This window comes from Sphingomonas sp. BK580 (assembly GCF_014194975.1).
In the GTDB taxonomy this organism is placed as follows: domain Bacteria; phylum Pseudomonadota; class Alphaproteobacteria; order Sphingomonadales; family Sphingomonadaceae; genus Sphingomonas.
This window is the reverse complement of sequence record NZ_JACIAY010000002.1, coordinates 128,109-151,724: the sequence shown is the minus strand read 5'-3', so window position 1 is coordinate 151,724 and position 23,616 is coordinate 128,109. Positions and strand designations below refer to the sequence as shown.

Annotated in this window: 17 protein-coding genes and 1 tRNA gene; 4 read left to right on the top strand and 14 right to left on the bottom strand. The window is 71.8% G+C overall.

Annotation, left to right across the window (positions count from 1 at the left end):
* Positions 1–78 precede the first annotated feature (78 nt).
* From recJ to FHY05_RS03905, 3 genes are all read left to right on the top strand, one after another.
* Positions 79–1,824 carry a single-stranded-DNA-specific exonuclease RecJ gene (gene recJ / locus FHY05_RS03915; RefSeq protein ID WP_183943107.1) on the top strand — a complete coding sequence of 582 codons (1,746 nt, stop codon included), beginning with the start codon at positions 79–81 and terminating at the stop codon, positions 1,822–1,824.
* A gap of 69 nt (positions 1,825–1,893) precedes the next feature.
* Positions 1,894–1,968, top strand: a tRNA-Glu gene (locus FHY05_RS03910).
* Between the two features lie 243 nt (positions 1,969–2,211).
* Positions 2,212–2,691: a GNAT family acetyltransferase gene (locus FHY05_RS03905; protein ID WP_260181255.1), complete on the top strand. Its 480-nt coding sequence runs from the start codon at positions 2,212–2,214 to the stop codon at positions 2,689–2,691.
* Positions 2,692–2,793: 102 nt separating this feature from the next.
* On the opposite strand, the gene FHY05_RS03900 is transcribed toward FHY05_RS03905, so the two are convergent.
* The 14 genes from FHY05_RS03900 to FHY05_RS03835 form a co-directional block, all read right to left on the bottom strand.
* On the bottom strand, positions 2,794–4,017 hold the full coding sequence (locus FHY05_RS03900; RefSeq protein ID WP_183943105.1) for an SfnB family sulfur acquisition oxidoreductase: 1,224 nt from the start codon (positions 4,015–4,017) through the stop codon (positions 2,794–2,796).
* Positions 4,014–4,337, bottom strand: a complete 324-nt coding sequence (locus FHY05_RS03895) for a hypothetical protein (protein ID WP_183943104.1) — start codon at positions 4,335–4,337, stop codon at positions 4,014–4,016. Before FHY05_RS03895 ends, FHY05_RS03900 begins: the two co-directional genes overlap by 4 nt.
* Positions 4,337–5,515 carry an LLM class flavin-dependent oxidoreductase gene (locus tag FHY05_RS03890; RefSeq protein WP_183943103.1) on the bottom strand — a complete coding sequence of 393 codons (1,179 nt, stop codon included), beginning with the start codon at positions 5,513–5,515 and terminating at the stop codon, positions 4,337–4,339. The genes FHY05_RS03895 and FHY05_RS03890 overlap by 1 nt, the downstream gene beginning before the upstream one ends.
* Entirely contained in the window at positions 5,512–6,951 is a 1,440-nt protein-coding gene (locus tag FHY05_RS03885; RefSeq protein ID WP_183943102.1) for an NtaA/DmoA family FMN-dependent monooxygenase, read from the bottom strand. The genes FHY05_RS03890 and FHY05_RS03885 overlap by 4 nt, the downstream gene beginning before the upstream one ends.
* Complete coding sequence (locus FHY05_RS03880) at positions 6,944–8,584, bottom strand: ABC transporter ATP-binding protein (RefSeq protein ID WP_221191060.1); 1,641 nt, start codon at positions 8,582–8,584, stop codon at positions 6,944–6,946. The genes FHY05_RS03885 and FHY05_RS03880 overlap by 8 nt, the downstream gene beginning before the upstream one ends.
* Positions 8,581–9,540, bottom strand: a complete 960-nt coding sequence (locus FHY05_RS03875; RefSeq protein ID WP_221190997.1) for an ABC transporter permease — start codon at positions 9,538–9,540, stop codon at positions 8,581–8,583. The genes FHY05_RS03880 and FHY05_RS03875 overlap by 4 nt, the downstream gene beginning before the upstream one ends.
* A gap of 18 nt (positions 9,541–9,558) precedes the next feature.
* On the bottom strand, positions 9,559–10,908 hold the full coding sequence (locus FHY05_RS03870; protein ID WP_183943100.1) for an LLM class flavin-dependent oxidoreductase: 1,350 nt from the start codon (positions 10,906–10,908) through the stop codon (positions 9,559–9,561).
* Between the two features lie 3 nt (positions 10,909–10,911).
* Positions 10,912–12,210, bottom strand: a complete 1,299-nt coding sequence (locus tag FHY05_RS03865; RefSeq protein WP_183943099.1) for an acyl-CoA dehydrogenase family protein — start codon at positions 12,208–12,210, stop codon at positions 10,912–10,914.
* Between the two features lie 40 nt (positions 12,211–12,250).
* Positions 12,251–13,180, bottom strand: coding sequence for an ABC transporter permease (locus tag FHY05_RS03860; protein WP_183943098.1), 930 nt, complete (start codon positions 13,178–13,180; stop codon positions 12,251–12,253).
* Complete coding sequence (locus tag FHY05_RS03855; RefSeq protein WP_183943097.1) at positions 13,177–14,877, bottom strand: ABC transporter substrate-binding protein; 1,701 nt, start codon at positions 14,875–14,877, stop codon at positions 13,177–13,179. Before FHY05_RS03855 ends, FHY05_RS03860 begins: the two co-directional genes overlap by 4 nt.
* Positions 14,874–16,580: an ABC transporter substrate-binding protein gene (locus FHY05_RS03850; RefSeq protein ID WP_183943096.1), complete on the bottom strand. Its 1,707-nt coding sequence runs from the start codon at positions 16,578–16,580 to the stop codon at positions 14,874–14,876. The genes FHY05_RS03855 and FHY05_RS03850 overlap by 4 nt, the downstream gene beginning before the upstream one ends.
* Positions 16,577–18,799: a TonB-dependent receptor domain-containing protein gene (locus tag FHY05_RS03845; protein WP_183943095.1), complete on the bottom strand. Its 2,223-nt coding sequence runs from the start codon at positions 18,797–18,799 to the stop codon at positions 16,577–16,579. Before FHY05_RS03845 ends, FHY05_RS03850 begins: the two co-directional genes overlap by 4 nt.
* Positions 18,800–19,430: 631 nt before the next feature.
* Positions 19,431–20,345, bottom strand: a complete 915-nt coding sequence (locus FHY05_RS03840) for an NADP-dependent oxidoreductase (protein WP_183943094.1) — start codon at positions 20,343–20,345, stop codon at positions 19,431–19,433.
* 212 nt (positions 20,346–20,557) lie between these two features.
* A complete protein-coding gene (locus tag FHY05_RS03835; RefSeq protein WP_183943093.1) occupies positions 20,558–22,885 on the bottom strand; it encodes an FdhF/YdeP family oxidoreductase in 2,328 nt (775 codons plus the stop codon).
* A gap of 125 nt (positions 22,886–23,010) precedes the next feature.
* Here FHY05_RS03835 and FHY05_RS03830 point away from each other — a divergent pair, with 125 nt between their 5' ends.
* Positions 23,011–23,319 (top strand): hypothetical protein, encoded by a 309-nt coding sequence (locus tag FHY05_RS03830; RefSeq protein ID WP_183943092.1) that lies wholly within the window; start codon positions 23,011–23,013, stop codon positions 23,317–23,319.
* The last annotated feature ends 297 nt before the right edge of the window (positions 23,320–23,616 follow it).

Genomic DNA, 23,616 nt, shown 5'->3' with positions numbered 1-23,616 from the left:
CAATGTCTCATCGCTGATTTTTCTCGCGCACGCCGGGGCACGTGACTTGTCCCCGCTGGATGCGGTAGGAGCTCCGCGATGCGTCACGTACTCGATGTCGAGCGCTCGATCCTGGGCCAGCCGTGGCGCTGGCGCGCGCTGGCGGCGGACCAGCGCGACCGGTTCGTGCCCGACGATCTCCTCACCCAGCTGCTGCTCGCGCGCGGCTGCCCTCGGGACGGATTGGAGGCGCACAAAGCGCCGTCGATCCGCGGCTTCATGCCCGATCCCTCGATCTTCCGCGACATGGACGCCGCTGCCGAGCGGCTCGCCGACGCGGTCGTGGCAGGCGAGCAGATCGCGGTGTTCGGCGACTATGACGTCGACGGCGCCACCTCCTCGGCGCTGCTGGCGCGGCTGCTCGGCGCGCTCGGGCGCGGGCCGCGCGTGTACATCCCCGACCGACTGACCGAGGGCTATGGCCCCAGCGTGGCGGCGATGGAGCGGCTCGCGGTCGAGGGCGCGACGCTGATCGTCACGGTCGACTGCGGCGCGCAGGCGTTCGAGGCGCTCGCCGCGGCGCGCGCCGACGTCATCGTGGTCGACCACCACCAATGCGCCACCGAGCTGCCGCGCGCCCACGCCGTGGTGAACCCCAACCGCCGCGACGAGACCGACGGCGCCGCGCACGGCCATCTCGCCGCGGTGGGGGTCGCCTTCCTGCTCGGCGCGGCGCTGCTGCGCGTGCTGCGCGCGCGCGGCCATTTCGCGAGCCGGCCCGAGCCGAAGCTGCTCGAGCTGCTCGACCTCGTCGCGCTCGGCACGGTCGCCGACGTGGCGCAGCTGCGCGGGCTCAACCGCGCCTTCGTCGCCCAGGGGCTCAAGGTGATGGCGCAGCGGCGCAACATCGGCCTGGCGGCGCTCGCCGACGCGGCACGGCTGACGCGCGCGCCGACCGCGACCGATCTCGGCTTCGCGCTGGGTCCGCGGATCAACGCGGGCGGCCGCGTGGGTCGCGCCGACCTCGGCGTGCGGCTGCTGACCACGAGCGACCCGGTCGAGGCGCGAGCGCTCGCCGCCGAGCTCGACCGGCTCAACGAGGAGCGCCGCGCGATCGAGGCGATGGTGCAGGAGGCTGCCGAGGCACTGCTTGGCCAGGATCGCGCGGTCGGCGTCGTCGCCGGCAGCGGCTGGCACCCTGGCGTGATCGGCATCGTCGCGGGCCGGCTCAAGGAGAAGACCGGGCGCCCCGCGATCGTCATCGCGCTCGACGATCATGGCGTCGGCAAGGGCTCGGGCCGCTCGATCACTGGCGTCGATCTCGGCGCGGCGGTTCTCGCGGCGCGCGAGCACGGCCTGCTCCTGGCCGGGGGCGGCCACGCCATGGCGGCGGGGCTGACGATCGCCGCCGACCAGGTCGCCGCCTTCGCCGACTGGATCGAGGCCAGGCTGGCCGACACGGTGGCAGCGGCACAGGCCGGCCGCGCGCTGCTGGTCGACTCGGTGCTGGCGCCCGGCGGCGTCACCGCGGCACTGGTCGAGACGCTCGAGGCGGGCGGTCCGTACGGCAGCGGCTGGCCCGCGCCGCGGGTCGCGGTCGGGCCGGTGCGCACGATCAAGGTCGACGTGGTCGGCAGCGGTCACGTCCGCGCCATCGTCGCGGGCGACGACGGGCGCAGCCTCAAGGCGATGGCGTTCCGCGCCGCCGACACCGCGCTGGGCCAGGCGCTGCTCGCCGCCGGGCCGTCGCGGCGGCTGTGGCTCGCCGGACGCGCCCGGCTCGACGAGTGGAGCGGCCGCGGCGCCGCCGAACTCCACCTCGACGACGCCGCCTGGGCGGTGTGAGCCGTGCGGCGGAGCGGCGAAGCGCCTTGACCGCTCGCCGCTTTGCCCCTAACCGACCAGCCGCCTCACGGCCCCTTCGTCTAGTGGTTAGGACGCGGCCCTTTCACGGCTGAAACACGGGTTCGAGCCCCGTAGGGGTCACCATCTCTAAGCCGTCTCGGCGGAAATCGGCGGATGGAGGCCGGGGCGACGATGCTCGTCGCTCTCAGCGGGGCGAAGCGGCGGCACCGGCGAGCGTTGAACGCGCGCGGCGTGCCGCCTTTTGCATGATCTCCGCTCGGCGAGGCTGATCGTCGACCCGTCGCTCGTCGTCCGACGCATGCCAGCACCACGCCTCGAGAGCGAACACCCGTCCAGCCCGTCCGAGATCGAGCGGAGCAGCCGACGCTGGCTCCGCGGCGACAGGACGCTAAGGGCGAGGACATGGATGTGACAGTACGGACCGCCAGTCGCGCGGATGAGGAAGCGGTGATGGCACTCTGGCGTGCCTGCGGTCTCGTGACGGCGTACAATGATCCGGTGGCCGATCTCGCGCGTGCGATCGCCGGCCCGTCGTCCTGCGTGCTGGTCGCGGAGAAAGCGGCTGGGCTGATCGTCGGGACGGTGATGGTGGGGCACGACGGACATCGCGGCTGGCTCTACTACGTCGCGACGGATCCGAGCGACCGCAGGGCGGGTGTGGGCCGCGCGCTGATCGCTGCCGGCGAGGGCTGGTTGCGCGACCGCCAGATCGCCAAAGTGCAACTGATGGTGCGCGAGGCGAACGCCGCCGTCCTACCGTTCTATGAACAGCTCGGCTTCGAGGAGACGCCCCGCATCGTCATGGCGAAATGGCTGACGCCGTCCGATGGTGATCGGCAGAGCTGACGCCGCCACGCAGGCCGACGCGTCGGCGGTTTTCCTCCGACATCCGTCACCGCCCCGATGGGCATCCCCGACCGCCCCGACCCCGTGCGATCATGGCTGCCGTCACCGTCCGCGGCGTACCGGCTTCGCGGGGTAGACTCCATGAACAGCGTGCTCACCGACGAGGACCAGCCGCCAGTCATTGGCGTCGTGGATGGTGTGGACGCGGGCATTGCGCCAATGCCGATCATAGCCGTGGCGGCTCTCCGCGGCCGATGCGCCCGACAGCGCGAACAGCAGGTTGGCCGAATCGATCGCGACGTCCTCCGCCAGCGCCTTCACCGCGAAGGCGGCGACGGCGGCTCTGCCCGACGCCTCCTCGTCGATCCCGGCCGTCGCGGCTCGATCGTGCTGCACCGCCGTGGCGCCGAGCAGCGCCTCCAGCGCGTGGAGCTCGACCGCCGCACGCCCCAGCCGCGCCTGGAGGAGGCGATCCTCCTCTGCCGATGGCGCGCGCGCGCCGAGCCGCGGCCGCTGGCGCTGCCGCACCGCGGCGATCAGATCCTCCAGCGCCGCCCGCGCGATGCCGACGTCGATCGCGGCGTGGAGCAGCACACCGTAGGAGTGGAAGAGCGTCGGCCGGTCGAACAGCCGCCAGTGCGGCACCACATCGCCGGCGGAGACGAGCACGTTGTCGAAGCGCGCCGTCCCGCTAAAGGTGACGCGCTGACCGATCACGTCCCAGTCTCCGAGCACGTCGACGCCCTCGGCCTCGCGTCGGACGAAGGCGAGCACCTGCCGCTCATCCGCGTCGATGGCGGCGACCGGGATCCACTGCGCCGTCAGTGCGCCGGTGCAATAATATTTGGTGCCGTTCAGGCGAAAGGCGTCGCCGTCCCGCGTCAGTCGCGTGCGCAGGTCGAGCGCCGAGGACCCGCGCTCGGCCTGCGCGTTACCGAGGCGGGCGCCGCTGAGCACCTCGTTGAAGAAGCGGCGTTGCTGGTCGGGCGTGCCGTCCTGGCGCAGCGCCTCGACGAAGAGGAAATGGTTCTGCGGCAACTGGCCGATCGCCGGATCGGCGATGGACAGCAGCCGGAAGACCTCCACCACCGTGGCGTAAGCGGCATCGGCGCCACCGAAGGCGCGCGGCACGGTGATCGCGAGCAGACCCGAGGCAGACAGCGCGTCCAGTTCGCGCTGCGGCACGGTCCGGTCACGATCGCGCGCGATCGCCCCGGCCGCGATCTCCGCCGCGAGCGTGCGCGCCACTGCGATCGCCTCCTCATCGCCCGTGATGACGTGCGCCCTTCGCGACGGCGCTCGCTCGCGCGCAGCAGCGAGGCTCACAGCCGTGCCTCCGCGGCCAGCAACGCCCGTCCGATCGCAGCGTGGTGCAGGTGGAGCGCCTCGTCGCTACGCTCCGGCGTCCAGGTCACGCGGGTGGGGAACGTACCGAACAGGTCCAGGAGCAGCGCGCGCGCCAGGACCGCGGCCTCATCGCCCGCGCCGTCCCGCGCGGCCAGCGCGGCGGCAGCGTCGAGCCGGGTGCGCAGCCGGCCGATCTCGGCCAGCGTGCCGGGATCGTGGGCGAGCGCGTCGTCGGCAACGCCTGCGCTTACCTCGGCCAACAGTCGCTCGCCGGTCGCGAGGTCGTCACCTGCCGCCATCAGCTGGCACTCGCGACGGGCGCGCGCGTCTTCGCCGGCGCGAAGGGCACGTCGGCGGCCCCGCTCTCGGCGAGTCGACCGGCCGGGTGACGCCACAGACCATCGCGCTCGAGGATCGGCAACACACCCTCGCCGAACCAATAGGCCTCCTCGAGGTGCGGGACGCCCGAGAGCACGAACTCGTCGATCCCCACCGCGGCATATTCCTTGATGCGCTCCGCCACTTCCGTGTGGCTGCCGACGAGCGCGGTGCCGGCGCCACCGCGCACGAGCCCGACCCCCGCCCACAGATTGGGCGCGATCTCCAAGTTGGCGGTGGAGCCTTGGTGCAGCGCGATCATGCGCTTCTGCCCCTCGGACTCGCTTCGCGCCAGTCCCGCCTGCACCGACGCGATGGTGGCGGGATCGATCCCGCGGAGCAGCCGCTCCGCCTCGGCCCAGGCCTGTTCCGAGGTGTCGCGGCTGATGACGTGGAGCCGGATACCGTAGCGTAGCGTCCGCCCCCGCTGCGCGGCGAGATCCCGTATCCAGGCAACCTTCTTGGCCACCGCGTCGAGCGGCTCGCCCCAGGTGAGATAGACGTCGCTATGCGTCGCCGCGACCGGTCCCGCCGCGGCCGACGAGCCGCCGAAGTAGAGCGGCGGCACCGGATCGGGCAGGCGCGGGATCGTGGCACCGACGACGCGCAGGTGCTCGCCGTCGAAGTCGGCGCGGCCGTCGCGCCACAGCGCGCGCACGATCGTCAGGAACTCGTCGGCGCGCGCGTAGCGCTCGTCCTTGGACAGGAAGTCACCGTACGCCTGCTGCTCGTGCTGCTCGCCGCCGACCACGACGTTGAGCAGCAGCCGCCCCTGCGAGTGGCGCTGGAAGGTCGCCGCCATCTGCGCCGAGAGCGTCGGCGAGATCAGGCCGGGGCGGAAAGCGACGAGGAACTTGAGCCGCTCCGTCACCTCCACCAGCATCGCGGTGGCGAGCCAGGCGTCCTCGCACCACGCCCCGGTCGGGGTCAGCGCGCCGACGAAGCCGAGCTGCTCCGCGCTGCGCGCGATCTGGCCGAGATAGGCGATCGAGGCGGGTCGCGCGCCACCCGCGGTGCCGGCGGGGACGCCATGCCCGCCGCCGACGATCTCGCGGCTGTCGCCGTAGGTGGGCAGGAACCAGTGGAAGTCGAGCGTCATGACTGCATCCTCGCGTTGGCCTGGAGCGGCGCGGCCTCGACGAGGCGAAGCGGCGCCGCGGGATGGGAGAGCGCGCCCGGATCGCGGTAGCGCGCGCCGTGATGGTCGGCGGGCAGGCGCGCGTGGCCGGCGCCGAACAGCCGCTCGCGCAGCGTCTCGCCGGGCACGTAGCCGTCGCGGTAGCGGCCGCGGCGGCGCAGCTCGGGGATGACCAGCTCGATGAAGTCGCGCGCGGTCTCGAAGGAGAGATACTGGCGCAGGTTGATGCCGTCGATCCCGTCCTCGTCGAGCCAGCGCTCGATCGCGTCGGCGACGATCTCGGGCGTGCCCGCGACGAAGAAGCGGTCCTCGTCGAAGCCGGCGAGCGCGTCGAGCACGTCGCCGACCGTCACCGCGGTGCCGCCCGCCAGCGCCAGCCGCGCCCAGCGCGACGGATCGGCGCCGGGCACCTGGGCGAGCGGCGTGTCGCGCGGGTAGCGCGTGTAATCCACCTTCGACATGGCGTGGACCAGTTTGCCCTCGACGCTCAGCAGGCGGCGATAGGCGTCGAGCTTGGCGGCGACCGCGTCGCTGTCCTTGGCGACGATGATGCCGGCCTGGACGACGAACTTGATGCCGGCCGGGTCGCGCTCCTGCGCGACCGCGGCGACGCGCATCGCGGCGATGTTGGCGCGCACGTCCGCCTGGGTCGCGCCGCCGGTGAACACCACCTCGGCGTGGCGCCCGGCGAAGGCGATGCCCGCGCGCGAGCCCGTCGCCTGGTACAGGACCGGGGTGCGCTGCGGGCTGGGCTGGGTCAGGTGCGGACCGGCGACGCGGAAGTGCGTGCCGTGATGGTGGATGTAACGGACCTTGGCGGGGTCGGTGTAGACGCGGTTGGCGCGGTCGACGATCACCGCGTCGTCGTCCCACGAGCCCTCCCACAGCTTGTACAGCACGTCGAGGTACTCGTCCGCGATCTCGTAGCGGTGGTCGTGCGCGACCTCGTCGGCATGGCCGAAGTTGCGCGCCGCGTTGGGAAGGTAGGAGGTGACGATGTTCCACCCCACCCGCCCCTTGGTGAGATGGTCGAGCGTGCTCATCCGCCGCGCGAAGGCGAAGGGCGGCTCGTAGGTGGTGGAGAAGGTGACGCCGAAGCCGAGGTGCCGCGTCACCGCCGCCATCGCCGGGATGACGAGCAGCGGGTCGTTCGACGGGATCTGCACCGCCTCGCGCAGCGCGGTGTCGACGCCGTCGCGGAAGCCGTCATAGGCGCCGATGACGTCGGCGAGGAAGACGCCGTCGAACTCGCCGTGCTCGAGCAGCTGCGCCAGCTCAGTCCAATAATCGAGATCGTTGAATCGGTGCCGGTTGTTGTCCGGATGCACCCACAGGCCGTGGACGATATGGCTGACGCAGTTCATCTCGAACAGGTTGACGTGGAGCTGCTTAGGCATGGGCTGACCTCACGGGATCGAGCGACGGAATCGCGGCCAGGAGCGCGCGCGTGTAGGGATGCGCCGGCGCGGCGAAGAGCCGGTCGGCCGGCCCGTCTTCGACCAGCCGGCCCTCGTGCATCACCGCGATCCGGTCACTGACGCGGCGCACCACGCCGAGGTCGTGGCTGATGAAGAGGCAGGCGAGGCCGAGCCGCGCCTTCAGGTCGTCGAGCAGCGCGAGCACCTCGGCCTGCACCGAGACGTCGAGCGCGGAGACGGGCTCGTCGCAGATCAGCGCGCGCGGCTCGAGCGCGAGCGCGCGCGCGATCGCGACGCGCTGGCGCTGTCCGCCGGAGAGCTCGATCGGCCGGCGCGCGAGCAGCCCGGCGTCGAGCCGCACCAGCCGCAGCAGCGCCGCGGCGCGGTCGTGCCGATCACCGCGCGCGACACCGCGCAGCGCGAGCGGCTCGTCGAGCACGCGGCGCACGGTATAGCGGGGGTCGAACGAGGCGAGCGGGTCCTGGAAGATCACCTGGACGCCGCGGCGCCGCACGCGTCGCTCGCGCGCGGGCAGGTCGCGCCAGTCGTCGCCCGACCAGCGCACCTGGCCGGCGTCGGGCGCCTCCAGTCCGAGCAGCATGCGCGTCAGCGTCGTCTTGCCCGAGCCCGAGGCGCCGACCAGTCCGATCGTCTCGCCCGCGTGCAGCGCGAGGCTCACGTCGCTCACCACCGTGCGGCGCTGGCGGTCGGCGCCGGGATAGGACTTGCTCACGCCCGCGGCGGCGAGCAGCGGTGCCGCCGGCGCGAGCGGGACCACCGCGGCTGGCGAGGCGGCCACGCGCGGCCGGGCACCGTGGATCGCGGCCGCGGCCTCGACCAGCGCGCGTGTGTACGCATGGCGCGGTTCGCCGAGGATGGCGGCGGCGCTGCCCTGCTCGACGATCCGGCCGTGGCGCATCACCGCGATCCGGTCGGCCAGCTGCGCCACCACCGCGAGATCGTGGCTGACGACGATGAGCGCGCCGTCGCGCGAGCGCAGGCCGCGCAGCAGCTCGAGGATCTGCGCCTGCACCGCGGCGTCGAGCGCGGTGGTCGGCTCGTCGGCGATCAGCAGCGCGGGGTCACTGGCGATCGCGGCGGCGATCAGCGCGCGCTGGCGCAGCCCGCCCGAGAGCTGGCGCGGATGCTGGCGCGCGCGCAGCTCGGGCTCGGGCACGTGCACCGCGCGGAGCAGCTCGATCGAACGCTCGCGGCGCTCGGCGCGGGTCAGCCCGCCCGCGGCGCGGAGCGGCTCCTCGATCTCGGCGCCGACGGTGCGCAGCGGGTCGAGCGCGCCGAGCGCGTCCTGCAGCACGAAGCCGACGCGCCGCCCGCGCAGCGCGCGCCAGTCGCGCTCGCGATAGCCGAGCAGGTCGTCGCCCGCGAACGCCAGCCGGGCTGCCGCGGTGCGCGCGCGCTGCCCCGCCAGCCCGATCAGCGAGCGCGCGGTGACGCTCTTGCCCGAGCCCGACTCACCCACCAGCGCGAGGCACTCGCCCGGCGCGACGGTGAAGCTCACCTCGCTCAGCACCGGCGCGGCGTCGCCGAAGGCGACCGAGAGCCGGTCGACCTCGACGAGCGGTGCGCGCGGAGCGGGGAAGGCGATCGTCACAGCCCGCGCCCCTCGCCGTGGCGGATCGCGGCGCGGCCGAGCGCGGTGACCGCCAACACGGTGAGCGTGATCGCAGTGCCCGGCGCGGCGACCAGCCACCAGGCGTTGGCGAGGAAGTTGCGCCCGACCGCGAGCATCGCACCCCATTCGGGCGCGGGTGGCGGAGCGCCGAAGCCGAGGAAGCTGAGTGCCGCACCCGCGCCGATGCTCACCCCGACCCCCATCGCCGCGACCAACAGGACGGGCCGCACCGCATTGGGCAGGACGTGACGCCAGATCAGCACCGGGGCGGGCTGACCGAGCGTGCGCGCCGCCTCGACATAGCCGCTGGCGCGCACCAGCTTGGCCTGCGCCCGGACCATGCGCGCGTAGCGGGGGGTTGCCGCGACGCCGACCGCGACGATCGCGTTGCCGAGCCCCTGGCCGAAGAAGGTGATGATGACGAGCGCGAGCAGCAGGTCGGGGAAGGCCAGCAGCGTGTCGAGCAGGCGCCCGACCAGTGCGTCGGCGACGCGTCCGCCGAGACCCGCGACGAGGCCGAGCGCGGTGCCGGCCACCAGCGCGAGCGCGGTCGCGGCGAACCCCATCAGCAGCGACGGGCGCACGCCATGCACCAGACGCACCAGCACGTCGCGCCCGTTCTCGTCGGTGCCGAGCCAGTGCGCGGCGCTCGGCGCGTAGAAGGCGTCGCGCCCGCTCCCGACCAGCGGGTCGCCGCCGATCACCAGCCCGGGGGCGAGCGCGGCGACGAGCAGCAGCGCGAGGAACAGCGCGGCGAGCGCGAGGCCGAGGGGCACGGGTCGCCGCGCCACGGGTTCGATCGGCGTCACCGCTTGCGCCCCGTTTGGCTGCTCCGCCGCCGTGGCCGATAGGTCCAGCGCGGTGCCGACATAGGGCCAGGCAGCGGCACGCGCGGGGCCGGTCTCGGCGAGCGCGCGGATCGGATAGGTGCTCATGGCGGCGTCTCCGGTGGGTCAGGCGCGCGCGCGGGCGGCGGGAAGGGCGGCGACGAACTGGCTGGGCGGGCGGTCGAGCCCGAGATGGTCGCGCAGCGTCGTGCCGGCATATTCGTGGCGGAACAGGCCGCGCGCGCGCAGCAGCGGCACCACCTCGTCGACGAAGATCTCGGCGCCCGACGGGAACATGTCGGGCATCAGGTTGAAGCCGTCGGCGGCGCCGGCGCGGAACCACTCCTCCAGCGTGTCCGCGATCTGCTCGGGGGTGCCGACCGCGAGCCGGTGGCCGCTGCGGATCCGCCGCGAGAGCTGGCGCACGGTCAGCCGCTCGGCGCGCGCGAGGTCGAGCTGCGCCTGGAGGAAGCCGTGCGAGCCGGTGGTGAACGAGGCGACGTCGCCGATCCGCGCCCAGGGCAGCTCGGCGTCGGGGTCGAGCTCGGCGGCGGGGATGCCGACCCGCTGCGCGATCTGCGCGACCAGCCCGTCCTTACCGAGATAGGCGTCGAGCGCGTCACAGCGCGCCTGCGCCTCGGCCTCGGTGCTGCCGATCACGGTCGACAGGCCGGGCATGATCTTGAGCTGGTCCGGGTCGCGGCCCCAGGCACGCGCGCGCGTCTTCATCTCGCGGTAGAAGGCCACGCCGTCCGCCAGCGTCGTCTGCGTGGTGAAGATCGCGTCGGCGCGGCGCGAGCCGAGCGCCTTGCCGCCCTCCGACGCGCCCGCCTGCACCAGCACGGGCCGTCCCTGCGGCGAGCGCGGCACGTTGAGCGGCCCGCGCACCTGGAAGTGCGGGCCGACATGGTCGAGCCGGTGGACCTTCCCCGGATCGGCGAAGCGGCCCGCCGCGGCGTCGCCGATGATCGCGTCATCCTCCCAGCTGTCCCACAGCTTCTGGACGACGTCGACGAACTCGTCGGCGCGGCCGTAGCGGTCGCCGTGCAGCGGCGCGCCGGCGAGGCCGAAATTCTGCGCCGGCAGGTCGCCCGCGTTGGTGACGATGTTCCACGCCACGCGCCCGCCGCTGAGATGGTCGATCGAGGCGAGCCGGCGCGCGAGGTTGAACGGGTCGTTGTAGGTGGTCGAGCAGGTCGCGATCACGCCGATATGCGTCGTCGCCAGCGCTACCGCGGTGAGCAGCACGGTCGGCTCGAGCCGCCCGCCGGGGTTGGTCGCGACATTCTCCTGCAGCGCCGGGCCGTCGGCGAGGAAGATCGCGTCGAGCGTGCCGCGCTCCGAGATGCGCGCGATGTTGATGTAATAATCCTTGTCGAGATAGGCGGTCGGCGCGACCTCGCCGAGCCGCCACGCTGCCTGATGGCCGCCCAGTCCCAGGATGTTCATGCCGATGCTCATCTGGCGCTGTGCCATGGCTCAGCCCTCCTTCGCCGCCGTCGCGGAGTCTGCGGCCGCCTCCTCGCGCGCCTTGGCGAAGCGCTCCGCCCAGGCGGCGCGCGGGTTGGTGCCGTTGAGATGATAGTCGCCGAGCGCGCGCTCGCGCTGGATCGCGGGGTTGTGCGAGGCGATCACGCGCGCGTTGCGCCAGTGGCGGTCGAGCCGTCGCGCCTCCTGCGTCGCCGAGGCGCCGCCGACCTCGAACAGCAGCCCCGTCGCCTCCAGCACCAGGTCGATCGCGAGTTGCTGGCCGTGATAGGCGGCGATGTCGGCGGCGAGGAAGGCGGGATCGTCCGAGTCCGCCCCGTGCCGCCACGCCGCATGCGCCGCCTCGAGCCGCTCGGACACGCCGCCGACGATGCTGTCGAGCGCGAAGGACAGACTGCCGAGGCGCCCGACGACGCGCTGGACGAGCGGGTCGGCGGCGACGTCGGAGGTTCCGGGCACGCCGAAGGTGCGGGTCTTGGCGCGGACGAAGGCGACCGCGTCGCGCAGCACCGCGCGGCCGATGCCGGCGAAGGCGGCGAGGTGAAACTGCTGGTAGAAGGCGGTGAGATAGGTGTCCGCCTTGAACTCGCCGGCGGTGAAGCGGCGCAGGATCTGGTCCTCGGCGACGGTGACGTCCTCGAAGCGCGTGGTGCCGCTCCCGGTGAGGCGCTGGCCGAAGCCGTCCCAGTCGTCGATCCGGCTGACCCCCGGCGCGGTCGCCGAGACGATCACGCTCAGCCGCTCGTCGCCGTCGGCCGCGGCGGCGTGGATCCAGTCGGCGTAAAGCGTGCCGGTCGAGTAATATTTCTCACCGTCGAGGCGCCAGCGCTCGCCGTCGCGGGTCAGTTTCACCAGCGTCTCGGTCCCGGTGCTGCGCTCGGCCATCGCCGCGCCGAACAGCTCACCCGCCGCGATCCGCTCAAACCAGCGCGCGTTGGTCGCCGAGTCAGGGTGGTTGAGCCGCCCCTCGACGAAGGCGAAATGCGCGCGGAGCGTCTGCACCAGGTTCGAGTCCGCCTCGCCCAACTCGATCAGCAGCTGGAAAAGCTGGGTCAGCGTGGCGCCGGCGCCGCCCTGCGCGATCGGCAGCCGGATCGCGCCGAAGCCAGCCCGGGCGAGCGCGGCGACGGCGTCATAGGGCAGCTCGCGCTCGATCTCGCGTCGCACCGCCGCGCCGACGACTTCCGCGAACAGCGGGCGGAAACGCGCGGCGAGCGCCTCGTAGGCGGGCGGCCCGGCGCTGCTCGGTGCCGGCCGCGCCACGACGGGTTTCAGTTCGATGACGGCCATGACGGGCTCCTCGGAATAGCGGGAAGGACGGAGGCGACGCTCATGCGGTGGCCCCGCGCGGGTCGATCGCGGCGGTGAGCAGGTCGACCACGAGGTTGACCAGGACGTAGCTGGCGGCGACCAGCAGGGTGATGCCGACCACCATCGGGATGTCGGTCGCCGCGGTGGCGTCGGCCATCAGGCGGCCGATGCCCTGGCGCGCGAACAGCGTCTCGGTGATGATCGCACCGCCGAGCAGGTAGCCGAACATATGGCCGAACAGAGTCACCAGCGGCACCAGCGCGTGGCGCAGCGCGTGGCCGTAGCGGACCGCGGCCTCGCCCAGCCCCCGGGTGCGCGCGGCGAGGATGAAGGGCTGCTCCAGGATGGCGTCGAGCTCCTGGCGCAGCACCTGCGCCATCGTCGCGGCGAGCGGCAGCGCGAGCGTGACGACGGGCAGGATCAGCGCCGCGCCCCCCTCCCCCGCCACGGGCAGCAGCCGAAGCTGGAACGACAGCAGGAACAGCAGCAGCAGCCCGAGCACGAAGGTGGGCATCGCGGTCAGCACCAGCTCGGCGCCCGACACCGCGGCACGCGCGGGCGTCTCGCGCCCGGCGGTGAGCGACGCGACGACCACCGCGATCAGCAGCGCGAGCGCGCCCGCGGCGAAGGCCAGCCGCACCGTCGCGCCGGCCTGCTCGGCGATCGCCCCCGTCACCGGCACGCGCAGCCGGTAGGACTCGCCCAGGTCACCCGTGGCGAGCCGGCCGATGTAGCGCGCATATTGGACCGGCAGCGGCTGATCGAGCCCGTATTCGGCGCGCACCTGCGCCACGATCTCGGCGGTCGGCAGCGCCTCGGGGCCGCCGAGGATCGCGATGGCGGTGTCGCCGCCGGTGACGTTCATGGCGACGAAGGTGATGCTCGCGGCGGCCCACAGGACGCCGACGCCGGCGAGCAGCCGCCACAGGATGATGCCGACGAACCTCATGCGGCGGGTCCTTCCAGCCAGACGGTGGTGAAGAGCGGAGTGTTGTGCGACGTGTCGAACACCAGCCCGCGCACCTCGCGGCGGTAGGCCACGAGCGTGCTGTTCTCGATCACGGGGATCGCCGGCACGAGCTCGGCCAGTCGACGCTGCGCCTGCGCGTACAGGCCGGCGAGCGTCGCCTCGTCGCCGCCACGCCGCGCCGCCGCCAGCAGCGCGTTGAGGCGCGGGTCGTCGAGCCGGGTGATGTTCTGCCCCGTATACCCGCCGCGATTGATCTGCTGGCCGTGGTAGACGATGTAGAGTCCGTCGGGCGTGTTGGTGTGCCAATAGCCCGCGCCGGTCGCCTGATAGTCGTTCGCGGTGCGATGCTGCGCGAACTGCGCCGCGGGGATCGGCTCGAGCCGAAGGTCGAAGCCGATCTTGCGGAAGTCGGCCTGCAATCCGACGATCACGAAGCCGAGCGGACTGGCGTCGGTGGTCAGCACCGTCGCCTGGAGCCGCTTGCCGTTCCTGGTCCGGATCCCGTCCGCCGTTCGGCCGGTCCACCCCGCGGCGTCGAGCAGCCGCGCCGCGGCGGCGGGATCGTAGCCGAGGCCGCGCGTCGCCGCGGCATCGTAGAAGCGCGTCGAGGCGGACAGGAAGCCGGTGGTGGGACTATATTCGCCGAGCCCGGCGCTCCGCGCCAGCCCCTCGCGATCCACCGCCCGTGCCAGCGCCTGCCGCACCCGGACATCGTCGAACGGCGGCTTCTCGACGTTGAAGCTGATCCCGCGCAGCGGGTTGCCCAGGTTGATCCGGCTGCGCAGCACCAGCCCGGGGTCGGCGCGGATCGCCGCGGCGTTGGCGGCGGGCGCGTCAGTGGTGAAGTCGCGCTCCCCGCTCGCCAGCGCGGTGTAGCGCGCCAGCCCCTCCGGCACGGTCGCGATCTCGATCCGGTCGAGATAGGCCGGGCCGCTATGACGGATCACGTCGGGCGCCCAGTGGTAGTCGCGGCGCTTCGCCAGCGTCAGCACCTGGTTGCGGACGTAGCGCTCGACCGTGAACGGCCCGGTGCCGATCGGCCGCGTCGCGATCGTGCCCGGCGCCGCGCGGATCTGGCGCGGCGACACCATGCCGAACCAGCTCTGCGCCAGCACGTCGAGGAACGACGCGTAGGGCTCGCTCAGCCGCGCCTCGAAGACGAACGGCGCCACCACGCGCCCGCTGGCATAGGGCGCGATATAGGCCGTCGTCATCGCCGTGCGCGTCGCGGGATCGCGGATGCGGTCGAGATTGGCTTTCACGGCCGCGGCGTCGAACCGCTCGCCGTCCGAGAAGGTGACGTCCTCGCGCAGCGTGAAGGTGTAGGTGCGGCCGTCGGGCGAGACCGTCCAGGAGCGCGCCAGCCACGGCGTCGGCCGCCCGCGCTCGTCGAGGTAGACGAGATTGTCGAAGGTGGTGCGACCGAGCCACTTGGTGTTGGTGTCGGCGAGCAGCTGCGCGTCGAGCGTGCCGTTGTCGCGCGCGGCGACGACGCGCAGCGTGCCGCCGGGCCGCCCCGGCGCCTGCTCGACATAATCGCGGCTCGGATAGGTGACGGGCTGCCCGTCGGCGACGCGCGGCAGGGGATCGCTCGCGTCGCCCCCGCGTCCGCTATCGCCCGCGCCGCCGCAGGCGGTGAGCGCCAGCGCCAGCGGGAGGAGCGCGCGCCAGCTCATCGCGCCTCCCCGTCGAGCCAGGCGCCGGTCAGGACCGGCGTGTTGTGCGAGGTGTCGAAGATCACGCCGTTGAGCCGTCGCGCATAGGCGACCAGCGAGTGGTTCTCGTCGAGCGGGACACCGGGGACGATCTCGACGAGGCGACGCTGCGCCGCGCCGTACAGCCGGCGCAGCTCGGCGGGATCGCTGCTCTCGCGCGCGTGCTCGAGCAGGCGATCGAGCGCGGCGTCGCGCACGTGCGCGGTGTTCTGGCCGATCCGCTTGGCCGAGCTGATCTCGCCGCTGTGGTGAAGGATGTAGAGCGCGTCGGGCGTGTTGGTATGCCACACGCCGGCGGAGAGCGTCTGATAGTCGCCCGTATGCTGCCGCTCGGTATATTGTGACAGCGGCATCTCGACGATGCGCAGATCGAAGCCGATCTTGCGCAGATCGGCCTGTACCGCGACGTTGATCGGAGTCAGCGTCGGGCTGCTCCAGGTGAGTACCTCGGCGCCGAGGCGCTCGCCGCGCCGCAGGCGGTAACCCGCCGCGTCGCGCGCTGTCCAGCCGGCCGCGTCGAGCAGGCGATTGGCCGCGGCGGGATCGTAGCGCAGCACACCCGCGGCGGCCGGATCGTAGTAAGCGGTGGTGCCGGCGAGGAAGTCGGTCTTGGGCAGCACCTCACCGAAGAAGACGCTGCGCGTGATCGCCGCGCGGTCGACGGCCTGCGCCACGGCGCGGCGCACGCGCACGTCGGTCCAGGGCGCGCGATCGAGATTGAAGGTCAGGGCGCGGAACGGCAGGCCGGTGCGGATGCGGCTGTCGAACACCAGTCGCGGGTCGGCGCGGATGGCGGCGGCATTCTGCGGCGGCGCGTCGAACACCAGCTGCGTCTCGCCGGAGGCGAGCCCGGCATAGCGCGCCATCGCCTCGGGAACGAAGGCGATCTCGACCCGCTCGAGATAGGCGGGCCCGCGATGCCGGAGGTAATCGGGCGCGCTGTGATAGTCGGCCCGCCGGCGCAGGGTCAGCCCCTTCTGCCGCTCGTAGCGCTCGACCACGAAAGGCCCGGTGCCGCTCGGTCGCGTCGCCAGCTCTTCGGGATGGAGTCGGATCTGGCGCGGGCTCATCATCGCCAGCCAGCTCTGCGCGAGCACGTCGAGGAACGGCGCGTAGGGACGGCTGAGGTGCGCCTCGAACGTCGTCGGATCGATCACGCGACCGGCGACGTACGGGGCAATATAGGCGGCGGCGAGCGGTGACTTGGTACGCGGGTCGCGCATATGCTCGAGGTTGAGCCGCACCGCCTCTGCGTCGAACCGGCTGCCGTCGGAGAAGGTGACGTCGTCGCGCAGGTGGAAGGTATAGGTGAGCCCGTCGGGCGAGACCGTCCACGATCGCGCCAGCCACGGCGTCGGCTCGCCCTTGTCGTCGAGATAGACGAGATTGTCGAAGATCAGGCGCCCGATCCACTGCGCGTTGGTATGGCTGATCGCGTGGAGGTCGAGCGTGCCGGTGTCGGTGCCGACGCTGGCGTGCAGCGTGCCGCCCGGCTTGCCGGGCCGCTGCTCGGCATAGTCGGTCGCGGGATAGGTGAAGTCGCCGTTGGGACCGCCGCGGCGCGCGCGCGGGTCGGCGTCACCGCCGCCCGCGGTGCAGGCGGCGAGCAGGCCCGCGCTCGCGGCGAGCGCCAGCCGGCGCAGAAGGTGCTCCCACCGCCTCACAGCGCGACCGAGACCCCGCCGATCACGGTGAAGCCGTCGCCCGGCGTCAGCCGCGGGTTGGTGCGATCCGAGCCGTTGAGGTCGAACGCCGGGCTGACCACCGCGCCGTAATGCTTGTTGGTGATGTTCTGGAAGTCGGCGAAGATCCGGTAGCTGGTCTCGGGGATCTTGAGGCCGGCGGTGCCGCCGAACAGCTGATAGCCGCGGGTGGAGACGCTGTTGGCATAGTCGAGCCAGTTCCTCGCGGCGACGCTGGTGTTGACGTTGCCGTAGAAGCCCGAGGCATGGTCCACCGCCAGCTCGGCCTGGTAGATGTGCTTGGGGATGCCGGGCAGCTCGTTGCGGCCGAAGGTCGCGTCGCGGCGGAAGGTGAAGTCGTTGTAGGTGTACGACTGGCGCAGGCTGACGCTGCTCCCCGCCCCGTCGCGCCACAGCGGCGTATCCAGCGCCACCTCGACGCCCTGGTGACGGGTGGGCGAGGCGTTCGACTCCGCGGTGACGTTGAGCACCGTGTCGACCACGACCGAGAGCAGCTCGTTGCGGATGTCGGCGCGGTAGACGCTGAGGTTCCACCCGCCGAGTAGTGGCAGCGTGCCGCGCGTGCCCAGCTCATAGGTGGTCGCGGTCTGGTCCTTGAGGTCGAGCCCGTGCGCGGCGAGCCCCTGCGCCGGGTAGCCGGCCGGGATCGCGGGCGGCGTGGTCAGGAACGCCCAGTCGTTGGGCGGCTCGACCGAGCGGCTGACGTTGCCGAACAGCTGCACCTCGGGCGCGAGCTCGTAGCGGAAGCCGGCGCGATAGCCATAGTCCCAGCTCTCGCGGCGGTACGGCGTGGTGAGGTCCGGGATCACGGGATAGGTCACGCCGGTGCCGCGCTTGATGCGGATCAGCGACCCGCCGAACAGCAGGTGCAGCCGCTCGACCGGCTCGCTCTCGTTGGTCAGGAAGAGGTTGCCGTCGGTGCCCTTGTAGTAAGCGTCGCGCACCAGCGCGCCGACCGGCAGCCGCGCGGTCGCGCCCGAGGGCACGCGGACATAGTTGCGCAGATAGGCCTTGTCCGGGTGGGTGGTGTAGAGCAGCCCGAGCACCGTGCTGCTGTCGCGGCCGAACAGCGTGTCGGTGCGGGTATAGCGCAGCGAGCCGGTCAGGTCGGTGTAGCCCCAGCGCCCGCGGTTGACGCCGAGCTGCTGATCGATCGGATAGTCGTGATAGACGACGCCGAGCTCCAGCGCGGAACGGTCGCTCAGGTCGAACTCGGTCTTGTTGGCGATCCAGAACGATCCCGGCTGGATCCGGTCGGCGTCGAGCGCGACCTGCTGCGGGTTGGCGACGCGCGGGTCGGCCTCGACCTGCGCGACCGTGATCAGCCCCGGCGACTGGTTGGCGGTGCGGCGGTAGCGGAAGAAGAAGCGCGTGCGGACGGTGGGCGCGATCTCGTAGCCGAGATTGGCCTGCACGCCGAAGCTGCGGCCGCGCGTCTGCTGCTGATAGCCGTCGCGCTGCGCGCCGGTGACGCTGACGTAATAGTCGAGCGGGCCATAGTCGCCGCCCGAACTCACCTGGTACTTGCGATAGCCGTAGCTGCCGCCCTCCAGCCGTATCCCGAGCGGCGAGCTGAAGTCCTTGCCGGTGAGCGAGACATAGTTGATCACGCCGCCGAGCGTGACGGAGCCGCGATCGAAGCCGTTGGCGCCGCGCAACACCTCCGTGCGACTGTTGCCGAGCGGCTCGAACAGCTCGTACGGCGTGCCGCCCGGCCCGCTCACCGGGAGCCCGTCGAACTCGAACAGCGCGCCGGAGCGGAAGAAGCCGGAGCCGCGGTTGATCGCCGATCCGCGGATCGAGATCTTGATCCCGTCCGAGCCCCCGCCCGCCTGTGCGAAGATACCCGGCTGGAACTTGAGCAGGTCGGCGTTGGTGACCAGGCCGCGGTCCTCGGCCTGACTGTTGTCGATCAGCGCGGTACCGCCCGCCACGGAATCGAGTACCCTGCGCGCCTCCTCCAGCCGCCCGTTCCGATGGCCGGTGACGACGACCGTCTCACCCTCGTCGGACGCCCCACCGCGGGCATCGTCGGCGAACGAACCGGCGCCCTCCTCTCGCGGGCCGCCCTGCGCAAAGGCGGCCGCAGGCGCGAGCAGCAGCCAGGCGAGCGCGGCGCTGGCGAGGGCGCGGCGACGACGCGGTAGGCGCTCGGGTGAGAGATGGGTGTGGGTTGGCATGTGTCGTTCCCCCGAAAGCGCCGCGGACCCCAAGCCGCGGCGATGCGATGCCCTCGCTCCTTGCCGGCGCCGTCTGCAGCGACGTCCAGCCCCGCGACGGTGATCGACGCGACACCCGACATGTCCCTAATTCCCACCAACTTAGTCAACTTTATCTGTGCCTCGTGCGCAGCAAGATAATCTACTAGCATGATAGGGTATGAAAGATCGCCGACTCTGCTGGCATTCGGCGCAGGATGTGGCTGTTCCGTAGGGGAACCAAGGCCAGTCGGGACAACTGACATCACGCTCTCTGACGCAAATACCTACTTGTCTGATAGGTCATCAGATGGTGTACAGACCACGGGACGCGTGGGCGTCTCCCATTGTCGTCGTCCGCGCATCCCGACGGTGCGAAGACCGGGACGCCTTTCGGATCAGCAACGAGGATCGGGATGTCGCCGACGGCTCTCGTGAGCGCTCTGGCCGCGGTTTCGGCGAGCGCCACGAGGCGACGGCGCCGCCGCAGACGTCAGCCCACGCGTGCGCCTCGGTCCGCCAAGACACCGCCGCAGTCGGAGGTGATGCGGCGCCTAACCCGAGGTAGGACTCGCAGATCGACGCGCTGAGCGCGACGCGCGCTCGCTTCCGGTCAGATCGTCAGCACGACCTTGCCGCCCCCGCCCTTCTCCAGCCGCTCGTGTGCGGCGCGTGCCTCGCCGAGCGGCAGGCGAGCGCTCACCGGCAGGAGGAAGCGACGATCACGAACGTCGTCGGCGAACTCGCGCAGCTTCGACGCGTCCGGCCGGGCAAACACCCGCGTCACCTCTACCATGGGGAAGCGCGCCGCCGCATCGTCGGGCAGGACGGAAGCGAAGCCGAACCGGCCGCCGGCCCTCACCCTCTCGAACAATCTGGCCGCCGTATCACCCCCGACAGTGTCGGCGACGCCGTCGATCGGACCGAGCCGGCCGATCGAGTCCTCGTCGTCCAGAGCGAGCACCCCGTCGACATCGAGCTCAGCCGCCTCTGCCTGCTGGCGCGCGCGCACGCCCGCGATCACGCGCGCGCCGAGCTTGCGGGCGGTGTGCACCGCTGCGCGGCCGACACTGCCGAGCGCACCCGTGACAACGATCGTCTGCCCTCCCCTCGCGCCGGTCGCCACGCGGACGAGTTGTTCGCCCGTCATCGACACGAGCGGGAGCGCGGCGGCGTCCACCGGATCGACCCCGTCGGGCAGGTGCGTGAGAATGTCCGCGGCCACGGTGACGCGTTCGGCATAGGTCGCCTCCGCCAGCGCGATCACGCGATCGCCCGGTCTGAACGTCCGTACCGCGCTGCCGACCGCCCGCACGATCCCGCTCACGTCCTTGCCCAGGATCGCCGGTAGATCGAGCGGAAAGTCCTTCTGCCGCGCGCCGGATCGGATCTCCCAGTCGATCGGATTGACGCTCGTCGCCACCGACTCGATCAGGACGGCATGCGGCGTCAGCGTCGGCTCGGGCGCGTCGCTCTCATCGACCAGCACCTCCGGACCGCCGTAGCGGTGGATGCGGATCGCCCTCATCGTCTCTGCCTCCGCGTCATCTCGCCTCACTGGCCGACCATCAGAAGATGCACGACCAGCCGCGGTTCCAATCGGCCGCCCTCTCTTCCTGAACGACGCGGGGACGAGCCGGAAGCACCGTGCCGGCTTCTCAGCGCCAGTCCGACGCTGCCTTGATCCCGCCGGTGGCGGCGCTCATCCCCTGGCGACCGCCCCGGGCCGGTCCAAACTCGTCACCCGGTGGCGTATTCCATCTGCGGCTCCAGCACCGCGTCGCCGTCGCTGTGGATCGTCACCGGGATCGACTTCGCCGCCGGCGTCTTGCTGCCGACCGCATGATGCCACACCGGCATCAGGACATTGCACTCCGGATAATAGCCGCCGATGCAGCCGATCGGGATGTCATAGGCGACCACGATCAGGCCGGAGAGATGGCGGTCAACGCCGTCGTCGGCGACCGTGCGCAGCGTCACCGCCTGCCCCACCTTGAGCCCGAGCCGGTCGATGTCCGAGCGGTTCATCAGCACCACGTTGCGGATGCCGTCGATGCCGCGGAAGCGGTCGTCGTAGCCGTAGACGGTCGTGTTGAACTGGTCGTTCGAGCGCAGCGTCATCAGCCGGAGCACGTCGTGGCCCACGCCGGGCATGTCGAGGTCCTCGTCGAGCCCCTCGGGCGTGACGAACTGTGCGCGACCGCTCTCGGTATGCCACTCGCGCCGCTTGGCGGGCAGGTCGCGCTGGAAGCCGCCCGGCTCCCACATCCGGACCTCGTAGTCGTGGAAGCTGTCGGGCAGCGTCGCGGCGATCTCCTTCCGGATCTCGGCATAGTCCGTCATGTAATCGTCCCAGCGGACGCGGACGTTGGCCGGCAACACCTGCTTGGCCAGCTCGCACAGCAGCCGGATCTCACTGATAAGGTGCGGCGAGGCCGGCGCGCGCACCCCGCGGTTACCATGGACGCAGCCCGACGTATCCTCCATCGACAGCACCTGCTGTCCCGCCGCGGTCTCGTCCTTCTCCAACCGGCCGATCACGGGCAGGATATAGCTCACCTCGCCCGGGAGCAGCGCGCTGCGGTTCAGCTTGGTCAGCACGTTGACGGTGAGCCGGAGCGTGCGCCAGGCCGGCTCCATCTGGCCGTGGTCGGGGATGGCGCGGACGAAATTGCCGCCGAGCATGAAAAAGGCCTTCACCTCGCCCTTCAGGATCGCCTCGCACGCCTCGACCGTGTTGTAGCCCGGCTCCTTGGGCGCGACGAAATCGAACTGCGCGCCCAGACGATCGAGCGGGAACAGCTCGGGCTTCTCGGTGACCCCCATCGTGCGCTGACCCTGGACGTTGGAATGGCCGCGCACCGGGCAGATGCCGGCCCCGCGCCGGCCGATGTTGCCGCGCATCAGCAGCAGGTTGACCAGCATCTGCACGGTCTCGACCCCGGCGCGATGCTGCGTCAGCCCCATGCCGTAGACCCCGATCGTCGGCCCCGCCGCGGCATAGACGCGCGCGGTCGCCTCCATGTCGGCGCGATGCAGGCCCGAGCGGCGCTCGAGCTCGTCCCAGTCCTGCTCGCGCAGCCAGTCAGCGTAGCGCTCGAAACCGCTGGTGTGCTCGGCGATGAAGGCGAGGTCGAGCACCGCCGGCCCACCGCGTCCGATCGACTCGTCGTGCGCACTCAGCACCGCCTTGCCGATGCCGGCCAGCGCAGCGAGGTCGCCGCCGTTCTTCACCTGATGATATTGCGAGCTGATCCGCGTCTCCTTGCCGGTCAGCATCTCGGTCGGCGACTGCGGGTTGAGGAAGCGCTCCAGCCCGCGCTCGCGCAGCGGGTTGTAGGTGATGATCGGCACGCCGCGCTGGCTCGCCTCCTGCAGCGGGTGGAGCATGCGCGGCGAGTTGCTGCCCGGGTTCTGGCCGAAGAACAGCAGGCACTCGGTCTCGGCGAAGTCGGCGAGATCGACCGTGCCGACGCCCTGGCCGATGCTGACCGGCAACGCCACCGAGGTGGTCTCGTGGCACATGTTCGAACTGTCGGGCAGGTTGTTGTTGCCGTAGAGCCGCGCGAACAGTTGATACAGATAGCTCGCCTCGTTCGAGAGCCGGCCCGAGCTGTAGAAGACGGTGCCCTTGAGCTTGTCGTCCACAGCGCGCAGCTCGCGCGCGATCTCCTCGATCGCGTGCCCCCAGGAGACGGGCACATATCTGTCCGTCGCGGCATCGTAGCGCAGCGGATGGGTGAGCCGGCCCGGCTGCTCGAGATGATAATCGTCCCAGCCACGCAGTTCGGTCACGCTATGCTCGGCGAAGAAGGCGGGGGTGCAGCGGTGCGCCGTCAGCTCCCATGCGACCGCTTTCACGCCATTCTCGCAGAACTCGAACGGGAGCGGCGTGGCGGGCTTCACCCAGGCGCAGCTGTTGCACTGATAGCCGTCGACCTTGTTGTGGCGCGACAGCGCGAGGCCGGCGCTGCCGATGACGCCCTCGCGCCGCAGGATATTGGCGACCGAGCGCGCCGACCCCCAGCCGCCGGACGGGAGACGATAGGGTTTGAACGTCGGCTTCATGGGAGACCTCCGGTCGCGGCGCGAGGTCACGGAGCGCAACGTTCGCCGCGAGCTCACGTTGTTCCCGCATCGCCGGAGACCGTCGACCACATCGGTTAGGCTACTGGCGGAAAAGGAGTATTATCATGTCGGTCGGTCGTGACTACATGCTCCGCAAAGGCAGCGGCCCGTCCGCGCCGAAGGTCTTCCTCGACACGCAGGTGGTGCCGCGTCTGGTCGACGCGGCCGGCGGGGCCGAGGTGGCGCTGGACCGCGCCGCGCGCGCGACCGGCGTGCGGCCCAGTCTTCTGCTCGCCGGCGCGACGGGAGCGCTGTCGCTCGCTGCGGCGGCCGCGCTGCGCGCCGTGCTCCCGGGGCGCGGCGCCGGCGACGCGCGCGCCGACGCAGCCGCCGCACCTACCCAGATCAGCGACGTGCCGCTGTCCGCCCCCTAGCGTCGCCGCGACACGCCGCGAGAGAGAAGGACGTCGATGAGCGATGGACAGGGCGCCGCGAGACATCGACCGCACGGCGACGGCGAGATGCCGACGCGGATTCGCGCGCACGACTGGGCCGCGACACCGCTCTGGCCATCGAGACCTGGCCCCCTCGCTCCGCACCGCGGTGGAATTGATGCTCGCCATGGCGCGGCCGGCAACATCGGACCCGCAACTCGATGGACGCGGTTCGCCACCTGGCCGACCGCACCAGCCGCGCCAGCACCGACCTCGCGGATGTCGGCGCGCGCTTCC